The sequence below is a fragment of the Haemophilus sp. HMSC71H05 genome, from assembly GCF_001838635.1.
Taxonomy (GTDB): Bacteria; Pseudomonadota; Gammaproteobacteria; order Enterobacterales; family Pasteurellaceae; genus Haemophilus_D; species Haemophilus_D parainfluenzae_R.
In genome coordinates this window covers 1-20,602 of the sequence record NZ_KV838038.1, presented here as the reverse complement: position 1 = coordinate 20,602, position 20,602 = coordinate 1, and the positions used below count along the sequence as shown (strand labels likewise).

General features: G+C 40.7%; 19 protein-coding genes and 1 riboswitch. Of the genes, 12 read left to right on the top strand and 7 right to left on the bottom strand.

The window, feature by feature from the left end:
- Positions 1-6 precede the first annotated feature (6 nt).
- From HMPREF3279_RS08930 to HMPREF3279_RS08915, 4 genes are all read left to right on the top strand, one after another.
- Entirely contained in the window at positions 7-321 is a 315-nt protein-coding gene (locus HMPREF3279_RS08930; RefSeq protein ID WP_070868931.1) for a cupin domain-containing protein, read from the top strand.
- Positions 322-338: 17 nt separating this feature from the next.
- Positions 339-1,643 carry an L-cysteine desulfidase family protein gene (locus tag HMPREF3279_RS08925; protein ID WP_070868930.1) on the top strand — a complete coding sequence of 435 codons (1,305 nt, stop codon included), beginning with the start codon at positions 339-341 and terminating at the stop codon, positions 1,641-1,643.
- A gap of 165 nt (positions 1,644-1,808) precedes the next feature.
- On the top strand, positions 1,809-2,852 hold the full coding sequence (locus tag HMPREF3279_RS08920; RefSeq protein ID WP_070868929.1) for a YeeE/YedE family protein: 1,044 nt from the start codon (positions 1,809-1,811) through the stop codon (positions 2,850-2,852).
- Between the two features lie 9 nt (positions 2,853-2,861).
- Positions 2,862-3,083, top strand: a complete 222-nt coding sequence (locus HMPREF3279_RS08915; protein WP_005631077.1) for a sulfurtransferase TusA family protein — start codon at positions 2,862-2,864, stop codon at positions 3,081-3,083.
- Positions 3,084-3,150: 67 nt separating this feature from the next.
- Here the strand turns inward: HMPREF3279_RS08915 and nanQ are convergent, their stop codons facing one another.
- Complete coding sequence (gene nanQ, locus HMPREF3279_RS08910; RefSeq protein WP_070868928.1) at positions 3,151-3,618, bottom strand: N-acetylneuraminate anomerase; 468 nt, start codon at positions 3,616-3,618, stop codon at positions 3,151-3,153.
- 242 nt (positions 3,619-3,860) lie between these two features.
- Between nanQ and pnp the strand changes: the two genes are divergently transcribed.
- The 5 genes from pnp to HMPREF3279_RS10175 all read left to right on the top strand — a co-directional run bounded on the left by pnp (position 3,861) and on the right by HMPREF3279_RS10175 (position 10,608).
- Positions 3,861-5,999, top strand: coding sequence for a polyribonucleotide nucleotidyltransferase (gene pnp / locus HMPREF3279_RS08905; protein WP_049367217.1), 2,139 nt, complete (start codon positions 3,861-3,863; stop codon positions 5,997-5,999).
- A gap of 63 nt (positions 6,000-6,062) precedes the next feature.
- Positions 6,063-7,004, top strand: coding sequence for a lipoprotein NlpI (gene nlpI, locus HMPREF3279_RS08900; RefSeq protein WP_070869044.1), 942 nt, complete (start codon positions 6,063-6,065; stop codon positions 7,002-7,004).
- A gap of 75 nt (positions 7,005-7,079) precedes the next feature.
- A complete protein-coding gene (locus HMPREF3279_RS08895; RefSeq protein WP_070868927.1) occupies positions 7,080-8,918 on the top strand; it encodes a DEAD/DEAH box helicase in 1,839 nt (612 codons plus the stop codon).
- Positions 8,919-9,013: 95 nt separating this feature from the next.
- Positions 9,014-10,408, top strand: coding sequence for a membrane-bound lytic murein transglycosylase MltF (gene mltF, locus HMPREF3279_RS08890; protein ID WP_070582590.1), 1,395 nt, complete (start codon positions 9,014-9,016; stop codon positions 10,406-10,408).
- Positions 10,409-10,464: 56 nt separating this feature from the next.
- Entirely contained in the window at positions 10,465-10,608 is a 144-nt protein-coding gene (locus HMPREF3279_RS10175; protein ID WP_005697833.1) for a hypothetical protein, read from the top strand.
- A 45-nt stretch (positions 10,609-10,653) separates the two neighbouring features.
- On the opposite strand, the gene hpf is transcribed toward HMPREF3279_RS10175, so the two are convergent.
- From hpf to HMPREF3279_RS08870, 4 genes are all read right to left on the bottom strand, one after another.
- On the bottom strand, positions 10,654-10,977 hold the full coding sequence (gene hpf, locus HMPREF3279_RS08885) for a ribosome hibernation-promoting factor, HPF/YfiA family (RefSeq protein ID WP_005695412.1): 324 nt from the start codon (positions 10,975-10,977) through the stop codon (positions 10,654-10,656).
- Positions 10,978-11,218: 241 nt separating this feature from the next.
- Positions 11,219-12,589 carry an alanine/glycine:cation symporter family protein gene (locus HMPREF3279_RS08880; RefSeq protein ID WP_070868926.1) on the bottom strand — a complete coding sequence of 457 codons (1,371 nt, stop codon included), beginning with the start codon at positions 12,587-12,589 and terminating at the stop codon, positions 11,219-11,221.
- Positions 12,590-12,676: 87 nt separating this feature from the next.
- A riboswitch (glycine riboswitch) is annotated at positions 12,677-12,798 on the bottom strand.
- Between the two features lie 304 nt (positions 12,799-13,102).
- Positions 13,103-15,100 (bottom strand): transketolase, encoded by a 1,998-nt coding sequence (gene tkt, locus HMPREF3279_RS08875; protein ID WP_070868925.1) that lies wholly within the window; start codon positions 15,098-15,100, stop codon positions 13,103-13,105.
- 85 nt (positions 15,101-15,185) lie between these two features.
- A complete protein-coding gene (locus HMPREF3279_RS08870) occupies positions 15,186-15,863 on the bottom strand; it encodes a YtjB family periplasmic protein (protein ID WP_143422669.1) in 678 nt (225 codons plus the stop codon).
- A gap of 68 nt (positions 15,864-15,931) precedes the next feature.
- Between HMPREF3279_RS08870 and serB the strand changes: the two genes are divergently transcribed.
- Both serB and HMPREF3279_RS08860 read left to right on the top strand, forming a co-directional pair.
- On the top strand, positions 15,932-16,876 hold the full coding sequence (serB, locus tag HMPREF3279_RS08865) for a phosphoserine phosphatase (protein WP_070868924.1): 945 nt from the start codon (positions 15,932-15,934) through the stop codon (positions 16,874-16,876).
- Between the two features lie 20 nt (positions 16,877-16,896).
- Entirely contained in the window at positions 16,897-17,388 is a 492-nt protein-coding gene (locus tag HMPREF3279_RS08860) for a YajQ family cyclic di-GMP-binding protein (protein WP_070868923.1), read from the top strand.
- A 61-nt stretch (positions 17,389-17,449) separates the two neighbouring features.
- Here the strand turns inward: HMPREF3279_RS08860 and argH are convergent, their stop codons facing one another.
- A complete protein-coding gene (gene argH / locus HMPREF3279_RS08855; RefSeq protein WP_070868922.1) occupies positions 17,450-18,823 on the bottom strand; it encodes an argininosuccinate lyase in 1,374 nt (457 codons plus the stop codon).
- A 230-nt stretch (positions 18,824-19,053) separates the two neighbouring features.
- Between argH and rho the strand changes: the two genes are divergently transcribed.
- The gene (gene rho, locus HMPREF3279_RS08850) at positions 19,054-20,316 is read left to right on the top strand and encodes a transcription termination factor Rho (protein WP_005695393.1); all 1,263 of its coding nucleotides are present in this window, start codon (positions 19,054-19,056) and stop codon (positions 20,314-20,316) included.
- A 62-nt stretch (positions 20,317-20,378) separates the two neighbouring features.
- Here the strand turns inward: rho and rplS are convergent.
- On the bottom strand, positions 20,379-20,602 hold a 224-nt coding region (gene rplS / locus HMPREF3279_RS08845; protein ID WP_070868921.1), incomplete at its 5' end, for a 50S ribosomal protein L19.

Genomic DNA, 20,602 nt, shown 5'->3' with positions numbered 1-20,602 from the left:
TTAGTCATGAATAAAGTTATTAGAAGTCACCTCTTTACGGCAGAACACGCTTGGGGAGCCCTTGATATTACCAATATGAAGGGTATTTCCGTGCGTCTGCACTGGACAGATAAACCTTACAAATGGCATATCAATGACGGTGAAGAAGTCTTTGCTGTCATGGATGGTACGGTGGAAATGCGCTACAAAGAAGACGGCCAAGAGAAAACCGTATTGCTCCATACAGGTGATATTTTTTATGCGGATATCGGTACCCAACATGTTGCTCATCCACAAGGCGAAGCGCGCATATTAGTCATAGAGAAAGAAGACAGTATTTAATAAATTAAAAGAATTTTATGAATCAAGAAAGACTCAACGAAATCGAAAAACCATTACTTCACCTTGTGGAACGTGATGTGGTTCCCGCACTTGGCTGTACTGAACCTATCTCTTTAGCGCTTGCCGCAGCAACTGCAGCCAAATATTTAGGCAAAACACCTGAACGTATTGAGGCTAAGGTATCGCCAAACTTAATGAAAAATGGTTTAGGTGTTGCAGTACCGGGAACGGGCATGGTGGGTTTGCCTATTGCCGCGGCGATTGGTGCTTTAGGCGGTGATCCAGAGGGTGAATTGGAAGTATTAAAACACATCACGCCAGAGCAAGTTTCACAAGCCAAAGCGATGCTTGATAAAAAGCTCGTTAATGTGGATATTCATCAAACTGATCATATTTTATATTCGGAAGCCGTGTTGTTTGCGGATAATGACCGAGTGAAAGTCGCCATTCAAGATCAACACACAAACATCATTCTGATTGAAAAAAATGGCGAGGTCATTTTTGAGAAAGAACACGATGAATGCGCTGATTGCGATCCTTATGATATTTTCAAACAGGTTAACGCGCGTGAAATTTTTGAATTTTCTTGTGAAGTTGAGCTCGATAAAATCCGCTTTATCGGACAAGCAGCTTCGCTCAACCGCGCACTGTCTAACGAAGGATTACGGGAAAATTACGGTTTACATATTGGCAGAACATTACGCAAACAAGTTGGTAGTGGCTTAATGTCAGACGATTTGCTCAGCAAAATTATGATTGAAACCACTGCAGCCTCCGATGCCCGTATGGGCGGGGCTACATTACCAGCAATGAGTAATTCAGGTTCAGGTAACCAAGGTATTGCCGCGACTATGCCCGTAGTTGTGGTGGCCGATTATTTAAATGTGAGTGAAGAAAAACGTCTCCGCGCCCTCTTCTTATCACACTTAATGGCCATTTATATCCACAGTAAATTACCCAAACTTTCTGCCCTTTGTGCGGTAACAACCGCATCGATGGGAAGCTGTGCGGGTATCGCCTATTTACTTACGGGTAAATTTGAAACCGTGAGCATGGGGATTTGCAGCATGATTGGTGACATCAGCGGAATTATCTGCGATGGGGCATCCAATAGCTGTGCGATGAAAGTCTCCACCAGCGTGGCTTCTGGTTATAAATCAGTTCTCATGGCGATGGATGAAACCCATGTGACGGGCAATGAAGGTATCGTTGAACATGATCTCGATCGCACTATCGATAATCTATGCTCAATCGCTTCTAAAAGTATGCACCATATTGATCGCCAAGTGATTGAAATTATGGTGAGTAAACCCTGTCCCTAATATCGTGATAACTTACAACAAAGTGCGATCAGAAAAACATACAAATTTCTGACCGCACTTTTTTTATATCAAAAAAACATATTTTCTAGCAAAAAGTTATTGGCGTTACCTTCTTATTTTTTTAGAAAATACTGCTCTACTTAGTTTTAAAAGAAAGGAATAGTTATGCTTTTAACCGGATTACTTTGCGGAATTTTACTCGGATTTGTGATGCAGCGTGGACGCTTTTGTATTACTGGCGCATTTCGCGATATGTATGTCACCAAAAATAACAAAATGTTTGTTGCCCTTCTATTGGCGATTACCGTGCAATCCATTGGTTTCTTTCTCTTAAAAGAAATCGGTGTATTAAATGTCGATCCGGCTGAAAATTTTGCCTTTTTAGCGGTGATTATCGGTGCCTTTGTATTTGGTGTTGGTATTGTTCTTGCTGGCGGTTGTGCGACAGGTACATGGTACCGCGCTGCAGAAGGTTTAGTCGGCAGTTGGGTTGCGTTATTCACTTATATGTTGTTAAGTGCCATCATGCGCACTGGCCCATTAGGGGAATTCAATAAAACTTTACGTGACATCAATATCGAACAACGCAACATTTATGATACATTCGGCATTTCACCTTGGTGGTTAGTGGCACTATTAACTTTAGTGACAGCCTTTTATGTATACAAACATCTCAGCAAACCAAGCGTAAAAGTTGTGGTATTAAAACCGAAGAAAACGGGGCTTGCCCACTTATTATTTGAAAAACGCTGGCACCCATTTTTCTCAGCCGTGTTAATTGGATTAATCGCGCTTGCCGCTTGGCCACTCAGTGTTGCTACTGGTCGTGAGTTTGGACTTGGTATCACCGGCCCATCCGCTAATATTATGCAATTCCTTGTTACTGGCGACGGTAAATTTATTAACTGGGGCGTATTCTTAGTTTTAGGGATTTTTATCGGCTCATTCATCGGCGCGAAAGCAAGCAATGAATTTCGTGTTCGTGTACCGGATGCCACTACGATTCTACGCAGCGGACTCGGCGGTATTCTCATGGGTATTGGCGCAACCCTTGCGGGTGGCTGTTCTATCGGTAATGGTTTAGTCGAAACTGCCTTTTTCTCTTGGCAAGGTTGGGTCTCATTGCCATTGATGATCCTCGGCACTTGGGTGGCCGCCTACTTCACCATTATCCGTCCACAACGTTTAAAATTAGCAAAAGCATCATAAGGAGTTTATATGATCGTTAAATTACCTACACTTGGCCTTGTTTGCCCATTTCCTCTCGTTGAAGCTAAGGAAGCTATGGCTAAGTTAAATAAAGGCGATGGCCTAGAAATTGAATTCGACTGCACACAAGCCACCGAGGCTATTCCCGCTTGGGCAGCAGAAGAAGGTTATGAAGTCACAAACTTCGAGCAAATTGATGATGCAAAATGGTCAATTACCGTAATTAAATAATAAAAAAGTGCGGTCAGAAAAATACATAAATTTCTGACCGCACTTTTTCTTTAATGAATCGAAATAATTAAATCAATTCGACTGGTACTTTCACCACCAGTTTTTTCACAAAACTTGATTTACCGTTTACGGTGCAACCTGGCTTATGGGGTTCATAAGGGAAAAAGACGGCGAACATTTTTGGTAAAAGTGTTACCGTGCTTTTATCTTCAATTTGCGGGGTAAGTTGGTAATCATCGGCATCACGATATTCATCGTATAAGCTGAGGTTTGGATAGGTCGCACTTACTTCAACATTTTCTTCACCACGAATAAGTAATTGAATATCTAGATATTTATGGTGAAGTTCAGCTTGTTTACTATCCGCCTCAACCGTATCAAATTCCATGACATTCATATAGACTTGCTCGCTTAAATCATGACGGCCATTTTCTAATGCTTCAAGATCTAAGGTGTTGAGATGATCGCAAATGTCCGCGATAACTTTTGGTAAACCCACTTTGAAATTTGGGGTATTTAATGCACTGATAATCATAGTGTCTCCTTACGTATGTATTTGTATGAGAATATGATAACAAGTTGCTTATATTAAATAAAGTTACCAATAAATTTAAAACTCTGTATAATAAGCGAGCTTTATTTTCTGCATTAGCGTGCGGCTATCAAAAGAAATTTTTAAACACCAAAAGTGCGGTCATTTTTTCGAGAGATTTCTTTTGCTAGTCGCAATCTGGAAAATAAAGCTTTGTTTTAAATATTATTTTGAAGGAAAACATTGTGAATCCAATTGTTAAACAATTTAAATACGGTCAACATACCGTTACTCTAGAAACCGGCGCAATTGCACGTCAAGCAACTGCTGCGGTTATGGCAAGCATGGACGATACTACGGTATTCGTGACTGTTGTTGCTAAAAAAGATGTGAAAGAAGGTCAAGACTTCTTCCCATTAACCGTAAACTACCAAGAGCGTACTTATGCGGCGGGTAAAATCCCTGGTGGTTTCTTCAAACGTGAAGGCCGTCCATCTGAAGGCGAAACTTTAATTGCACGTTTAATTGACCGTCCAATTCGTCCATTATTCCCAGAAGGTTTCTTCAACGAAATCCAAGTTGTGGCAACTGTGGTTTCTGTAAATCCACAAATCAGCCCTGACTTAGTGGCAATGATCGGTGCTTCTGCAGCATTAACCTTATCAGGTGTTCCTTTCAACGGTCCTATCGGTGCAGCGCGTGTTGGTTTTATCGACAACCAATTCGTATTAAATCCAACCATGGCTGAACAAAAACAAAGCCGTTTAGACTTAGTAGTTGCAGGTACTGACAAAGCCGTATTAATGGTTGAATCTGAAGCTGATATTTTAACTGAAGAACAAATGTTAGCGGCGGTAGTATTCGGTCATCAACAACAACAAGTTGTGATTGAAGCAATCAAAGAATTTGCAAAAGAAGCAGGTAAACCGCGTTGGGATTGGGTTGCGCCACAACCAAACACAGATTTAATTAACAAAGTAAAAGCGATTGCTGAAGCTCGTTTAGGCGATGCATACCGTATTACTGAAAAACAAGCTCGTTACGAGCAAATCGATGCGATTAAAGCGGATGTGATTGCACAAATCACAGCTGAAGATGAGGAAATTAGCGAAGGTAAAATCGTGGATATCTTCACCGCACTTGAAAGCCAAATCGTTCGTGGCCGTATCATTGCAGGTGAACCACGTATTGATGGTCGTACCGTTGATACCGTTCGTGCATTAGATATTTGTACTGGTGTATTACCACGTACTCACGGTTCTGCAATTTTCACCCGTGGTGAAACACAAGCATTAGCCGTTGCAACATTAGGTACTGAACGTGATGCACAAATCATTGATGAATTAACGGGTGAACGTCAAGATCACTTCTTATTCCACTACAACTTCCCTCCATACTCTGTAGGTGAAACCGGTATGATTGGCTCACCAAAACGTCGTGAAATCGGTCACGGTCGTTTAGCAAAACGCGGTGTAGCTGCGGTTATGCCAAGCCTTGCAGAATTCCCGTATGTGGTGCGTGTTGTATCTGAAATCACTGAATCTAACGGTTCTTCTTCTATGGCTTCTGTATGTGGTGCGTCTTTAGCATTAATGGATGCGGGTGTACCAATCAAAGCCGCTGTTGCAGGTATCGCAATGGGCTTAGTGAAAGAAGAAGAGAAATTTGTGGTTCTTTCAGATATTTTAGGTGATGAAGACCACTTAGGTGATATGGACTTTAAAGTGGCTGGTACACGTGAAGGTGTAACCGCACTTCAAATGGACATCAAAATTGAAGGTATCACCCCTGAAATTATGCAAATTGCATTAAACCAAGCAAAAGGTGCACGTATGCACATTCTTGGCGTAATGGAACAAGCAATCCCTGCACCACGTGCAGATATTTCTGACTACGCGCCGCGTATTCACACCATGAAAATTGATCCGAAGAAAATCAAAGATGTTATCGGTAAAGGTGGTGCAACTATCCGTGCATTAACTGAAGAAACTGGTACTTCTATCGATATCGATGATGATGGTACAGTGAAAATTGCTGCAGTAGATAGCAGTGCAGCGAAAAACGTGATGGCACGTATTGAAGAAATCGTTGCTGAAGTTGAAGCGGGCGCAATTTACAAAGGTAAAGTGACTCGTCTTGCTGATTTCGGTGCATTCGTGGCTATCGTAGGAAATAAAGAAGGTTTAGTTCATATTTCTCAAATCGCAGAAGAACGCGTAGAGAAAGTGAGTGATTATCTTCAAGTTGGTCAAGAAGTGACGGTTAAAGTGGTTGAAATCGATCGTCAAGGTCGTATCCGCTTAACCATGAAAGATCTTGCACCAAAACAAGAAACTGAAGCAGAATCTGCACCTGCAGAAGATATTTCAGAAGAACAAGAATAATCTCATAGGATGTGTAAAAACCTTTGCACACCCGTTTTGATTATCGAACTAACTTATAAAACAATGCAATATTTTCGGTTATTCCGTTTTCTAGTTTCATTATCTAGCCTAAGTCTGACTTTATTTATTTCCGGTTGTGTACAATCGGGAAACGTGTTTGTCGCACCAAATAAAGTCGTGCTCGCGGATCAAAACCCGAATACGCACTTCGAACAAGAAGTGATGATTACCCGAATCGGGCAGGTTTTATTAGTTGGAAAAATGAGTAATGAAGAACGAGCGACGCTTCACTTTGAACGTGGCGTATTATACGACTCCCTCGGTTTATGGGGCCTCGCACGTTATGACTTTACACAAGCCCTCGCGTTACAGCCAAAGATGGCTTCCGTTTATAATTACTTAGGGCTTTACTTACTGCTTGAAGAAGATTACGACAGCGCATTAGAAACCTTTAATGCGGTGTTTGAGTTGGATCCAAGTTATGACTATACCCACCTTAATCGTGGTTTAAATTTTTATTACGTCGAACGCTATAATCTTGCTGAAGACGATTTGATGAAGTTTTACGAAGCCGATACCAAAGATCCTTATCGCGTACTCTGGCTCTATTTGAACGAACAAAAATTAAAACCACAAGAAGCCCATGCCAACCTTGTTGAACGAGCTAAAGGGTTATCTAAGGACTTCTGGGGAACAAATATCGTTCAATATTATTTAGGTAATATTTCCGTGAGTGACTTGCAAGAGCGGGCAACTAAATTTGCAGAAAACTCGCAACAATATGCAGAAATATTAACCGAAACCTACTTTTATCTAGCAAAACAAAAACTCAATTTGGGGCAAATTGATGAAGCGGCGGCTTTATTCAAACTTGCTATTGCGAATCAGGTATATAACTTTGTTGAGTATCGTTTTGCCGTGTTAGAGCTGATGAAATTGAAACCGGCTCAAACTGACGACGAAAAAGAAGAAAAAAGTGCGGTCACAAAAACTGCTGTTTTCTAGACTTGCTTCTTTCTTTTGTAACAAATAAACCTGAAAGCGAACTTGAGCTTTCCTTACTTACATTCGAGTATTTTAATGACAGACAAAATCACTTTTAATGATTTGGGCTTGCCTGAATTCATTCTAAAAGCCGTTTCTGACCTTGGTTTTGAAACACCTTCGCCAATCCAACAAGCTTGTATTCCTGCTCTTCTAGAGGGCAGAGATGTACTTGGTATGGCACAAACCGGTAGTGGTAAAACTGCCGCATTCTCTTTACCTATTTTGGCAAAAATTGATCCTGCCGCAAAACATCCACAATTATTGGTGATGGCACCAACGCGTGAACTTGCAATTCAAGTTGCTGATGCTTGTGAACACTTCATGAAATATGCAAAAGGCATCAACATCGTGACCCTTTATGGTGGTCAGCGTTATGACATCCAATTACGTGCATTAAAGCAAGGTGCACAAGTTGTTGTAGGTACACCGGGTCGTATTTTAGATCACATCCGTCGTAACACATTAAATCTTTCTGAGTTAAGAGCTATCGTACTTGATGAAGCCGATGAGATGCTTCGTATGGGCTTTATTGATGATGTAGAAACCGTTATGGCAGAATTACCAGAAGAGCACCAAACAGCCCTTTTCTCAGCCACCATGCCTGAGCCAATTCGTCGTATCACAAAACGCTTCATGAACAACCCGCAAGAAGTGAAAATCAAAGTAAATAACGATAATGCGCCGGATATTGAACAAAACTGTTGGTATGTTCAAGGTTTCCGTAAAAATGATGCATTATTGCGTTTCTTAGAAGTGGAAGATTTTGATGCGGCAATCATTTTTACCCGTACTAAAACGGGCACACTTGATGTGACTGAATTATTAGAAAAACACGGTTTCCGTGCTGCGGCATTAAACGGTGATATGACCCAACAATTACGTGAACAAACCTTAGATCGCTTACGTAATGGCAGTCTTGATATCGTCGTTGCAACCGATGTTGCTGCGCGCGGTATCGATATTGAACGTATCAGCCTTGTAGTGAACTATGATATCCCACTTGATGCAGAGTCTTACGTTCACCGTATCGGTCGTACTGGTCGTGCAGGTCGTTCTGGTCGTGCATTATTATTCGTTGAACCACGTGAACGCCGTTTACTTCGCAATATCGAACACTTGATGAAAAAACCAATCAATGAAGTTGAATTGCCAAATCATGAAGTGTTGCAAGCCTGTCGTCGTAAAAAATTCCAAGACAAGATTACCAAACAATTGGAACATCACGATCTCGAAATGTATCGTAGCTTATTGGAAGATTTATTCACGGCAGATCAGGATCAAGAAGATATTGCTGCGGCGATGTTGATGTTGCTTCAAGGAGAACAAAAACTGATTCTTCCACCTGATCCACCAATGGATAAGCGTCGTCGTGACCGTAATGATCGCGGTGATCGCCGTGAAAATCCACGTTCAGCTGAACGTCGTGGTGAACGTAAAGGCTATGGCACCCCACAACCGATGGATTTATATCGTATCGAAGTAGGTCGTGCAGATGGCGTAGAAGTACGTCATATCGTAGGTGCTATCGCAAATGAAGGTGATATTAACAGCCGTTATATTGGCCATATCAAACTTTATGATGACTACTCTACTGTTGAATTACCACAAGGTATGCCAAAAGAATTGCTCCAACAATTCGGAAAAACTCGCGTTTTAAATAAACAAATGCAAATGAGCTTTATGGGCGCAGCACAGTCAGACAACAGACGTGGTGGCAATGACTTTGGTGGAAAAGGTCGCCGTAATGAACGTGGAGACCGAGGCCAAGATCGCTTCCGTGGTGAACGTAACGGTGAACGTCGTCAGCGTAAATTTAACGATAAAAACGACCGCACTTTTAATGAGCGTGGTCGCCGAGATCGCCAACGTTAATCCTTATTTAACAGCCCCTTGAAGTAAAAGGGGCTTTTTTATTGTCTTAATTCTCGTTACAATCGTCTCTTATCTCAATTTATAAGGTTTATCTATTGAAAGGTCTATTTTTACGTATTATTGCTGCTTTTGCATTATTACTTTGGGCAATTGATATGGTCTTCCCTTGGCAAAAAATTATGCAATCGGAGCAAAACCCTTACACCACGATCAAAAATCGCGGTAGCCTAATTGTCGGCACCATTAACAATCCCATTTACTATTTTATTGGGAATGAAGGCGAATCAGGCTTGGAATACGAATTAGCAAAAAACTTTGCTGATTATTTAGGGGTTCGCTTACAAATTAAAACCTTAGAAAATAACGATCAGCTTTTTAATGAATTAGAGAACAATAATATTGATATCGCCGCTGCGAATCTTTTGTTCCAGCCTCAGCGTGCAGAAAAATTTCAGTTAGGACCATCTTACACCTCTGCCTCTTGGCAGCTTGTGTATAAAAAAGGTGAAAATCGCCCGAAAGATTTAGCGCAAGTCCAGCAAGAAATTATTATTTCTGCGGGGGAAGACTTAGAAAAATTATTATCCCTTGCACAGAAAAAACTTCCTGCACTTAAATGGCAGAATAACAAGCAGTTAACCCAAGAGGAATTATTAATTCAAGTAGCGGAAGGCAAAATTCCTTATACAATTGCAAATAGTATTGATGTGGCAGCTGCACAACAAATTCGCCCTAACTTAGCAATTGCATTTGACTTAACAGATGAAATGACCGTGCATTGGTATCTTTCTAATAAATCCTATAATGAGCTACAAGCAGGCTTGTTAGATTTTATGAATAATGCCATTGAAACTGGATTAATTGATCGTATTGAGGAAAAATATTTCCGCCATATTACTGCCTTTGATTATGTGGATACTCAGGCTTATTTAGAGGCTGTAGAAAAAATTCTGCCTCAATATCAACCGCTCTTTGAAAAATACAAAGGGAATTTAGACTGGCGATTATTAGCTGCTGTAGCCTATCAAGAATCGCATTGGGACCCTTATGCCACCTCTCCAACAGGTGTACGCGGAATGATGATGCTTACCAAAGATACGGCTGTGCGGATGAATATTAATAATCGCACAGATGCTGAACAAAGTATAAAAGCGGGATCGGAGTATTTGCATTGGCTACTCGACCAAATGCCTGACAGCATTCCAGAAGAAGATCGAATTTGGTATTCTTTAGCGGCATACAATATGGGGTTAGGGCATATTTTAGATGCTCGTCGCTTAACTAAAAAATTAGGCGGCAATCCTGATAACTGGTTAGATGTAAAAAATAATCTTCAGCTATTATCGGAAAAGCGCCATTATTCAAACTTAAAATATGGCTACGCTCGCGGCTATGAAGCCTATCAATATGTCGAAAATATTCGCCGTTACATGAATAGTATTGTGAATTATCATCGCGTTCAAGAAAACCAAGCGACTGCAACAGAGTAAATGCGGTCAGAAAAAGCAACGTTTTATTGAACTCAAAGAAAAACAAGGAGAAAAAGATGTTAAAAAGAAAAACTTTTTTAAAGAAAAAAGCATCAAGAGATATCTCTGCCTCACGCAACTTGCGTTTAAGACGCTTAAAACACCGTAAAGCAAAACAATTCCAACGCCATGCATTACAATTAGTGATTCAAGATATCTAAAAAAGGGCGAACATCATGTTCGCCCTTTTATCTACTCATTATTCTCTATTTTTCAAAAGAATCTTTCAAACGCTCATCTGCTCGGCGGGATTCGCCTTTATGTTGAAGTTTATTTAATTGACGTTCTAATTTTTCTTCGACTTCATTGATCGCTTTATACATATCATCAGCCGTTGCAGTGGCTAACAGATTACCTAATGGAGTTCCAATTGAAGCCTCTACTGAAAAGCCGTTTGGTACTTTACTTAAAACAAAATGTGGGCTAATCAGTTGAGTGTGCCATTTCTCTAATTTTGCAAGTCTTCCCTCCACATGTTCACGAATTGCAGGGGTGATTTCCATTTGTTTACTTGTGATATTGAGTGTCATAGCATTTACCTCTTTTGCTTAAATGAACCCTTCGGTTCCGTTCATCTTTAATAACAACATATCGACCTTGAACCACTTTTTCAAGTGCTTTTAGGTAAATAAAAAAACAAATGTTCAAAAATATGATCGGGATCTAATTTCTGAAAAAATGTGATTTCATTTCCGTGTAAACTTGTTATGATGTAAAGCTGTAAACAACAAAGGGAAGCGTTCAGCTTCCCTTTTATTTTTACGACATGAATTAGGCTAATTCATCTTGATCATGTTGTGTGGCTTTTAAACGTTCAAAGTAATCTTTGGTTTCTGAAATAATCTCTTTGCGTAAACCAATTAATGCGACTAAGTTCGGGAAGGCCATTAAACCATTCACGATATCCGCTAAGATCCAAATTAAATCTAAAGTCAGGAAGGAGCCTGCCCCAACCAGAACAATAAACACGAAGCGATACACTTTAATACCACGGATACCAACTAGATAAAGGAAACAACGTTCACCGTAGTAGCACCAACCTAAAATTGTGGTGAAAGCAAAAAATAATAGGCCAACTGTTACAATTGTTGCACCAAATGATGTACCTAATCCCTGAGCAAAAGCATAGTTAGTCACACTTGCGCCTGAAAGCTCTGGGTTACTCCATGCTCCTGTAATCACAAGCACTAAGCCTGTCATCGTACATACGATGATAGTATCTAAAAATGTCCCCGTCATCGAAATTAAACCTTGGCGAACGGGCTCTTTCGTTTGCGCTGCTGCGGCTGCGATTGGCGCACTTCCTAAACCTGATTCATTTGAGAAAATACCGCGCGCCACACCAGATTGAATGGCTTTCATCACGGTAAAGCCAACTGCACCACCTAAAGCTGCCTGAGGATTAAACGCACTCTGAATAATTAATGAAATTGCAGCAGGTAATTTATCGTAATTAACGATTAAGATGATAATTGAGGTCGTCACATAACCCAGCGCCATAAAAGGCACAATGACGGCAGAGGCTCTCGCAATACGTCTTACTCCACCAAGAATAATCATAGCGACCAATACCGTCACCACTGTTGCAGTAATCACAACAGGCACATTAAAGGTGTCTTGCATCGCATGCGTAATCGCATTGACTTGAGGGAAAGTACCGATACCGAAAAAGGCCACCAACACCCCAAATAACGCAAATAATTTCGCTAACCATTTGATACCAAGACCACGTTCGATGTAATACATTGGTCCACCAGCCATAAAACCGTATTTATCGCGCACACGATATTTCACTGCAAGCAAACATTCGGCATATTTGGTTGCCATGCCTAATAATGCAACTAGCCACATCCAAAAAATCGCGCCAGGTCCACCCGCTTGTACTGCGGTCGCTACACCCACGATATTCCCTGTACCAATAGTTGCCGCTAATGCGGTACAAAGTGCAGCAAAAGAAGACACGTCCCCTTTGCCTTTATTTGCACCACGGGCAAATAAATAGCCCAAAGCACGAGGCAAATAACGAATTTGCAAAAAGCCTAAACGAAGGGTGAGATAAAGTCCGGTTCCGGACAAAAGAATAAGTAGGGGCGGTCCCCATATAAAGCTACTAATAGCCGATAAGATTGTCTGTAATGACATTGATGATTCCTCGTCGTTTAAAATACAAATAAACTCGACAAGGAGACAAGAAGAATCCCGATAGAAATATATTGATAATACGGATTGTCTTTTGCCCCTGTCCTTTTGCCTGAGCGTTTGGAAAACAATCGAAAAATCGACCGCTCTTTTGCGCCTTCGGCGTCCATTTACATCGATAAAATGCAATGGATCTCTCCAAGGGTTCGTCCAGTAACAGTCCCTGCAATCTTGCGATTGCGCCTGAAAGATTTTACCTCGTCGGCGTAGGGGCAATTCCCTACTCTCCAGCTACCTTCTTCCGAACTCACTTTTTACGTTTTATTTTTTATCGCAAAAAGTGTCGCGAATTTTAGCAAACTTGAAAGGCTAACTCAATGGATTGACGAAAAAAGGCTTAGATAACAAGGTGAAAGCAGATAAAAACAAAGTGCGGTCAAAAATTTTCTTATTTTTTGACCACACTTTCTTAAAAAAGAAAGGCAGGTAATTACCTGCCCTTATCTATTTTAATAATTATAAAATCTCTTTTGCTTTTGCCACCACGTTATCCACGGTGAAACCAAAGAGTTTGAATAATTGATCTGCTGGTGCTGATTCGCCGAAGCTATTCATACCTACCACGCGACCCTCAAAGCCGACGTATTTATACCAGAAGTCTGCAATACCTGCTTCGATTGCAACACGTTTGGTTACGGCCGCAGGTAACACACTTTCACGGTACGCTGCATCTTGTTTATCGAAACGGTTAGTGCTTGGCATAGAAACGACACATACTTTTTTACCTTCAGCAGTCAATACATCTGCTGCTTTCAATGCTAATTCCACTTCAGAACCTGTCGCAATGAAGATTAACTCTGGTGTACCCTCACAGTCTTTTAACACATAAGCACCACGTTTAACTGCCTCTAATTGTGCAGAAGTGCGGTCCATTTGTGCTAAGTTTTGACGGGTAAAGATCAACGCACTTGGGCCATCTTGACGCTCAACCGCTTGCTGCCATGCAATAGCTGACTCTACTTGGTCACATGGACGCCATGTTTCAAGATTTGGAATTAAGCGTAATGATGTGGTTTGCTCCACTGGTTGGTGAGTTGGACCATCTTCGCCTAAACCGATCGAGTCATGAGTATAAACGAATAAAGTGCGTTGTTTCATTAATGCCGCCATACGCACCGCATTATGTGCATATTCGTAGAACATTAAGAAGGTTGCGCCATAAGGAATGAACCCGCCGTGTAAAGCAATACCATTCATAATCGCTGACATACCGAACTCACGTACACCATAGTTGATATAGTTACCGCCTACGTTTTCGTGTGCACGAATTGGTTTAGAACCGCTCCATAACGTTAAGTTAGAGCTTGCTAAGTCTGCAGAGCCACCTAAGAATTCAGGTAATACATGTGCATAAGCTTCGATTGCATTTTGTGATGCTTTACGGCTCGCAATGCTTGCAGGGTTAGCTTGTAATTTTTCAATGAACGCTTTAGATTCTGCCGCCCAATTTGCTGGTAATTCACCGTTTACACGACGTGTAAATTCTGCTGCAAGTTCAGGGTATGCTTTTGCATAAGCCGCAAATTTTTCTTCCCAAGATTTTTCTGCTGCAGCGCCTTTTTCTTTCGCAGACCATTCAGCATAGTACTCAGCTGGAATTTCAAATGGACCATATTCCCAGCCTAGTGCTTTACGAGTTAATGCGATTTCTTCATCACCTAATGGTGCACCGTGACAATCATGAGAACCTGATTTATTTGGTGAACCAAAACCGATAATGGTTTTACAAATAATTAATGTTGGTTTTTCTTTTTCTGCTTGAGCAAGAATGGTTGCAGCGCGAATTTGTTCTGCATCATGACCATCTACATTACGGATTACTTGCCAGCCATAAGCTTCAAAACGAGCTACGGTATCATCGCTGAACCAACCATCTACATGACCATCAATCGAAATGTTGTTGTCATCGTAGAATGCGATTAATTTACCAAGACCTAATGTGCCTGCTAAAGAGCAAGCTTCATGAGAAATCCCTTCCATTAAACAGCCATCGCCTAAGAACACATAAGTGTGGTGGTCTACGATTTCATGGCCTTTACGGTTAAATTGACCCGCTAAGGTTTTCTCTGCAATCGCCATCCCTACTGCATTGGTGATACCTTGACCTAACGGACCTGTTGTGGTTTCAACACCTGGCGCATAACCATATTCTGGGTGACCCGGGGTTTTAGAATGTAATTGACGGAATTGTTTTAAATCTTCGATAGAAAGATCGTAGCCTGTTAAATGTAATAAGCTATAAATCAACATTGACCCGTGACCGTTAGAAAGCACAAAACGGTCGCGATCAGCCCATTTAGGGTTGTTTGGATTGTGTTTTAAGAAATCGCGCCATAATACCTCAGCGATATCCGCCATTCCCATTGGTGCGCCTGGGTGGCCTGATTTTGCTTTTTGTACTGCATCCATTGATAGCGCACGAATTGCGTTGGCGAGTTGTCTACGAGTTGCCATGTTTTTCTCCTATCTAAATAATTCTGAGTATTCTACCTTATTTACTGATTGACTTGAGCAATATCTGCAATTTTATTTACCTTGATCAAATTCTTCGACGACGTTGATGGAAACGTTGGCTACTCGATTTACCTTGTAAATTTACCACCGTTTTAGTTTCTACTGGTTTTCGATATGTTCGACGATAATGACTTAAAAAATAATGAATGGAACTGGCGAATAAAGCACCTAATAAAAAAACCACCACAATTTCACCATATAAGCGGTGGAAGACTTGATTAATTTTGCTCTGCGTCGTTTGAGCATATTGGGCATCAAATGTTACCCTCAAAAAGCCACGAACGGCATTATTGGAAGCGGAATAAATCGGCTCAACAATTTGTTGTGTTGAAAATTCACCTTCATTTTTATGTTCTAGGCCAAGTTGCTCACGAAGATTGCCGGTATTAGTACTTTGTGCCAATTCTTTGCCGTTATAATCATAAATGGTCGCATCGAGTACAAAGTTTTCTTTAACTAAATTATCTAAATTTTCAACGAGCTGATCGGATTTCGCATTATTGGTTAATAAAACTGAAAATAAATTGGCTTGCTGACGAACCAAAGTATGCGATAAATTTGCTACTTGATTCACACTTGAAAGCTGTGAACCAATCTTAAATTGTTTCACACCAAATAAAATCACCGCCATGGCTCCGATACAAAGCAGAATGATGAGTCCAAACATCAGTGATTTTTGAAGTTTTTCTTTAATTAATTGCACGTTGTTTTTCCATTTTTTCGCCAAGATCGGCTAGAATAGATGAGTATTCACAATTTACAGGATTTTCTATGCAAATTCAAAACCTTGCAAGCATTACCCAAAAATATCCCCAATTCCCCACCACACTTTCGTCTGATTTGCCTCACTCCGATGAATCGCATGCGTTTATTTTATACGGTACAACGCTGAATTTAGCCAAATTACTCGAATTCCAACAAAAGTGCGGTCAATCTTTCCTGTGTTTTGATGCATGGAACGTTGAAAAAAATACCGTTGTTCTTTTAAAAGGCAAATGGCTAGCCGATTTTATTGCCCATGCTCACGACCTGCAATTAGACATCGCCAAACTGGATTTTGATGCAAAATTATCAGAAAAAGGTTTATTGGTAATGGATATGGACTCGACTGCCATTCAAATTGAATGTATCGATGAAATTGCCAAACTTGCTGGCACGGGTGAATTAGTTTCTGCCATTACTGAAAGCGCTATGCGTGGCGAGCTCGATTTTGAACAAAGTTTGCGTCGCCGTGTGGGTACGCTTAAAGGCGCGCCAGAAAGCATTTTGCAACAAGTACGTGAAAAATTGCCTTTAATGCCAGGCTTAATTGAAACCATTAAGACATTACAACTACATGGTTGGAAAACCGCCATTGCTTCTGGTGGTTTTACCTATTTCGCCGATTACTTAAAAAGTTTATTAAACCTCGATTTTGCGGCGTCTAATCAATTTGAAATCATTGATGGCATGCTCACCGGCAATGTAAAAGGTAGCGTGGTCGATGCACAATACAAAGCGAATACCTTGCAAAAACTCGCTGAGGAATACAGTATTTCACGCAAAAACACCCTCGCCATTGGTGATGGCGCCAATGATTTGGCGATGATGAATGTCGCCGGATTAGGCGTGGCATTCCATGCCAAACCGAAGGTGCAACAACAAGCGCAAATTGTGGTAAACTTTGCTGACTTAACCGCACTTTTATGTCTTTTAAGTGCAAATGATCGAATTTAATTCATTTTGGGAGAAAATTTATGCCATCTTTTGACATCGTATCTGAAATTACTATGCACGAAGTGCGTAATGCGGTTGAAAATGCAAACCGCGTATTAAGTACACGTTATGATTTCCGTGGCGTGGAAGCCGTCATTGAATTAAATGAAAAAAGCGAAACCGTGAAAGTGACCACCGAATCTGATTTCCAATTAGAGCAATTAATTGAAATCTTAATTGGTGCGTTTGTAAAACGTGGCATTGAGCATAGCTCATTGGATATTCCAACAGAAAGTGAACATCACGGTAAACTTTACACCAAAGAAATCAAATTAAAGCAAGGGATTGAACCTGATATGGCGAAAAAAATCACTAAATTAGTGAAAGATTCAAAAATCAAAGTTCAAACTCAAATTCAAGGTGAACAAGTACGCGTAACCGGTAAATCCCGTGATGATTTACAAGCTGTTATTCAATTGGTGAAAGGGGCTGAATTAGACCAACCATTCCAATTTAATAACTTCAGAGATTAAAAAAACGAAAGAGCGGTCAAAAAACACAACATTTTTTGACCGCTCTTTTTATTTGCGTTAATTAAGCTAATCTCGCTTTTGCTTCTGCAATCGCTTCTGCGACACGAAGTGGTGAAACCCCACCTTTCGCACAACGTTTATCTAAACAAGATTGTAGTGAAAGAATGTCATATACATCATCCCCCACTACATCGCTGAATTGACGGAATTCAGGAATGGTTAAGTCTTCCAAGGCTTTACCTTTTTCAATGGCATAAACCACAGTTTCACCGACAATGTGATGAGAATCACGGAATGGTACACCTTTTGCCACGAGATAATCTGCTAGCTCTGTTGCATTTGAGTAGCCTTTTAAAGCAGCTTCGCGTGTACGGTCGGTATTCACTTTTAACTCATCTAACACGAAAGTCGCCATATCTACGCAATCTTGCCAGGTATCTAATGCATCAAAGATCCCTTCTTTGTCTTCTTGCATATCTTTGTTATACGCTAATGGTAAACCTTTTAAGGTCATCAACATACCGGTTAATGCGCCCATGACACGGCCCGCTTTACCACGAATCAATTCACAAGCATCTGGATTTTTCTTTTGTGGCATTAAAGATGAACCAGAAGTCACACGATCCGATAATTCCACAAAATTCGCTTCACCACTGTTGAAAATAATCATATCTTCTGCAAAACGAGAAAGGTGAGCCATGCTTAAAGATGCCGTTGAAAGTAATTCCACAATATGATCGCGATCTGATACGCTATCCAAACTATTACGCGTCGCAAAAGCAAAACCCAGATCAGCGGCTAATTGTTCACGATCAACTGCATAGGCTGTCCCCGCAAGTGCACCACTGCCTAATGGGCAGCTATTCATGCGTTTATAAGCATCGGCGAGACGTGAATAATCACGCTCAAACATTTCCACATAAGCCATACACCAATGGGCAAAAGTGATGGGTTGAGCACGTTGTAAATGAGTATAACCCGGCATCACTGCATCTTGCGTCTTTTCCGCTGTTTGCACCAAATGACGTTGAAGATTACGAATAGATGCTTGCAACTCCGTTACACGTTGTTTGCACCACATTTTAATATCAAGTGCAACTTGGTCATTACGGCTACGGCCTGTGTGTAATTTTTTACCTAAATTACCCACTTTATCGATAAGCTTACTTTCCACCCAACTATGAATATCTTCTGCATCATCTTGCAAAATCGCCTGTGGATTTGACCGCACTTCAATTAATAATTCATTTAAGGCAACTTCTAGCTGTTGTTGCTCTTCAGCACTTAATACACCAACGTTGACTAACGCTTTAGACCAGCCAATAGAGCCCTCAATATCTTGCTCTGCCAAACGATAATCAAAACGCAGGCTATCATTAAAATCTTTAAAACGTTTATCTGCCGCTTGTGTAAAACGACCACCCCAGAGAGCCATAGGTTATCCTTCTTTTAATATCAAAATTGATTAATTATTCAATTATCACGCATAATTAATCAATATGCAATAATAATCTCTTTATGGTTTGCTATTTTACCCTGTTTTTTCTAACAAAAACTAGACAGTATTAAATTTTAGTGGTAATTTACGCACCATTCTTAAGGGCATTGCCCACCATTCAAACATTTCAGTATTATCAACTCTTATTCGTTCCAACATTATTAATTATGCATCTTACAGAACTTAAAAATACGCCTGTTTCTGATCTTGTGAAACTTGGCGAAGAACAAATGGGTTTGGAAAATCTTGCCCGTTTACGTAAACAAGATATTGTTTTTGCTATTTTGAAACAACACGCCAAGAGCGGTGAAGATATTTTTGGCGGCGGCGTGTTGGAGATTTTACCCGATGGTTTCGGTTTCTTACGCTCCGCAGACAGTTCCTACCTTGCTGGTCCTGATGACATCTACGTCTCTCCAAGTCAAATTCGTCGTTTCAATCTTCAAACTGGTGATAAAATCGAAGGTAAAATCCGTCCACCAAAAGAAGGCGAACGCTATTTTGCACTTTTAAAAGTCGACCAAGTCAACGATGACAAACCTGAAGTCTCTCGTAGCAAAATTCTTTTCGAAAACTTAACCCCATTACACGCAAATTCTCGTTTAAGAATGGAACGTGGTAATGGCTCAACCGAAGACTTAACCGCACGTATTTTGGATTTAGCCTCTCCGATTGGTAAAGGTCAACGTGGTCTTATCGTGGCACCACCAAAAGCCGGTAAAACCATGTTGCTACAAAATATTGCACAAAGCATCACGCACAACTACCCAGAATGTGAACTTATTGTGCTTTTAATCGATGAGCGTCCAGAAGAAGTAACGGAAATGCAACGTTCAGTAAAAGGTGAAGTGATTGCTTCAACTTTTGATGAACCAGCCGCTCGTCACGTTCAAGTGGCTGAAATGGTTATCGAGAAAGCAAAACGTTCTGTTGAACACAAAAAAGATGTGGTGATTTTACTCGACTCTATCACGCGTTTAGCACGTGCTTACAATACCGTTACACCAGCGTCTGGTAAAATTCTTTCTGGTGGTGTGGATGCAAATGCGTTGCATAGACCAAAACGTTTCTTTGGTGCTGCACGTAACGTAGAAGAAGGCGGGAGTTTAACCATTATTGCAACTGCACTTGTAGATACCGGTTCAAAAATGGATGAGGTTATCTTTGAAGAATTTAAAGGTACCGGTAACATGGAATTACATCTTTCTCGCAAAATCGCTGAAAAACGTGTGTTCCCAGCAATCGACTTCAACCGTTCAGGTACGCGTAAAGAAGACTTACTTACCACACCAGATGAATTACAAAAAATGTGGATTCTTCGCAAAATCCTTAACCCAATGGGCGAAGTGGAAGCGATGGAATTCCTCATCGACAAACTTATGGTGGCGAAAACCAACGATGAGTTTTTTGAAATTATGAAGCGGTCTTAATTCTGACCGCACTAATAAAAACAAAAAAGGCTTGGAAAACCAAGCCTTTTTTATTTTGCGAATTATTCGCCCAAACGCTCTTTAATACGAGCTGATTTACCTGAACGTTCACGTAAGTAGTAAAGTTTAGCTTTACGTACTGCACCTTTACGTTTAACAGTGATTGAATCTACAACTGGTGAGTGAGTTTGGAATACACGCTCAACACCTACACCGTTAGACACTTTACGTAAAGTAAATGCTGAGTGCAAGCCACGGTTACGAATTGCAATAACCACGCCTTCGA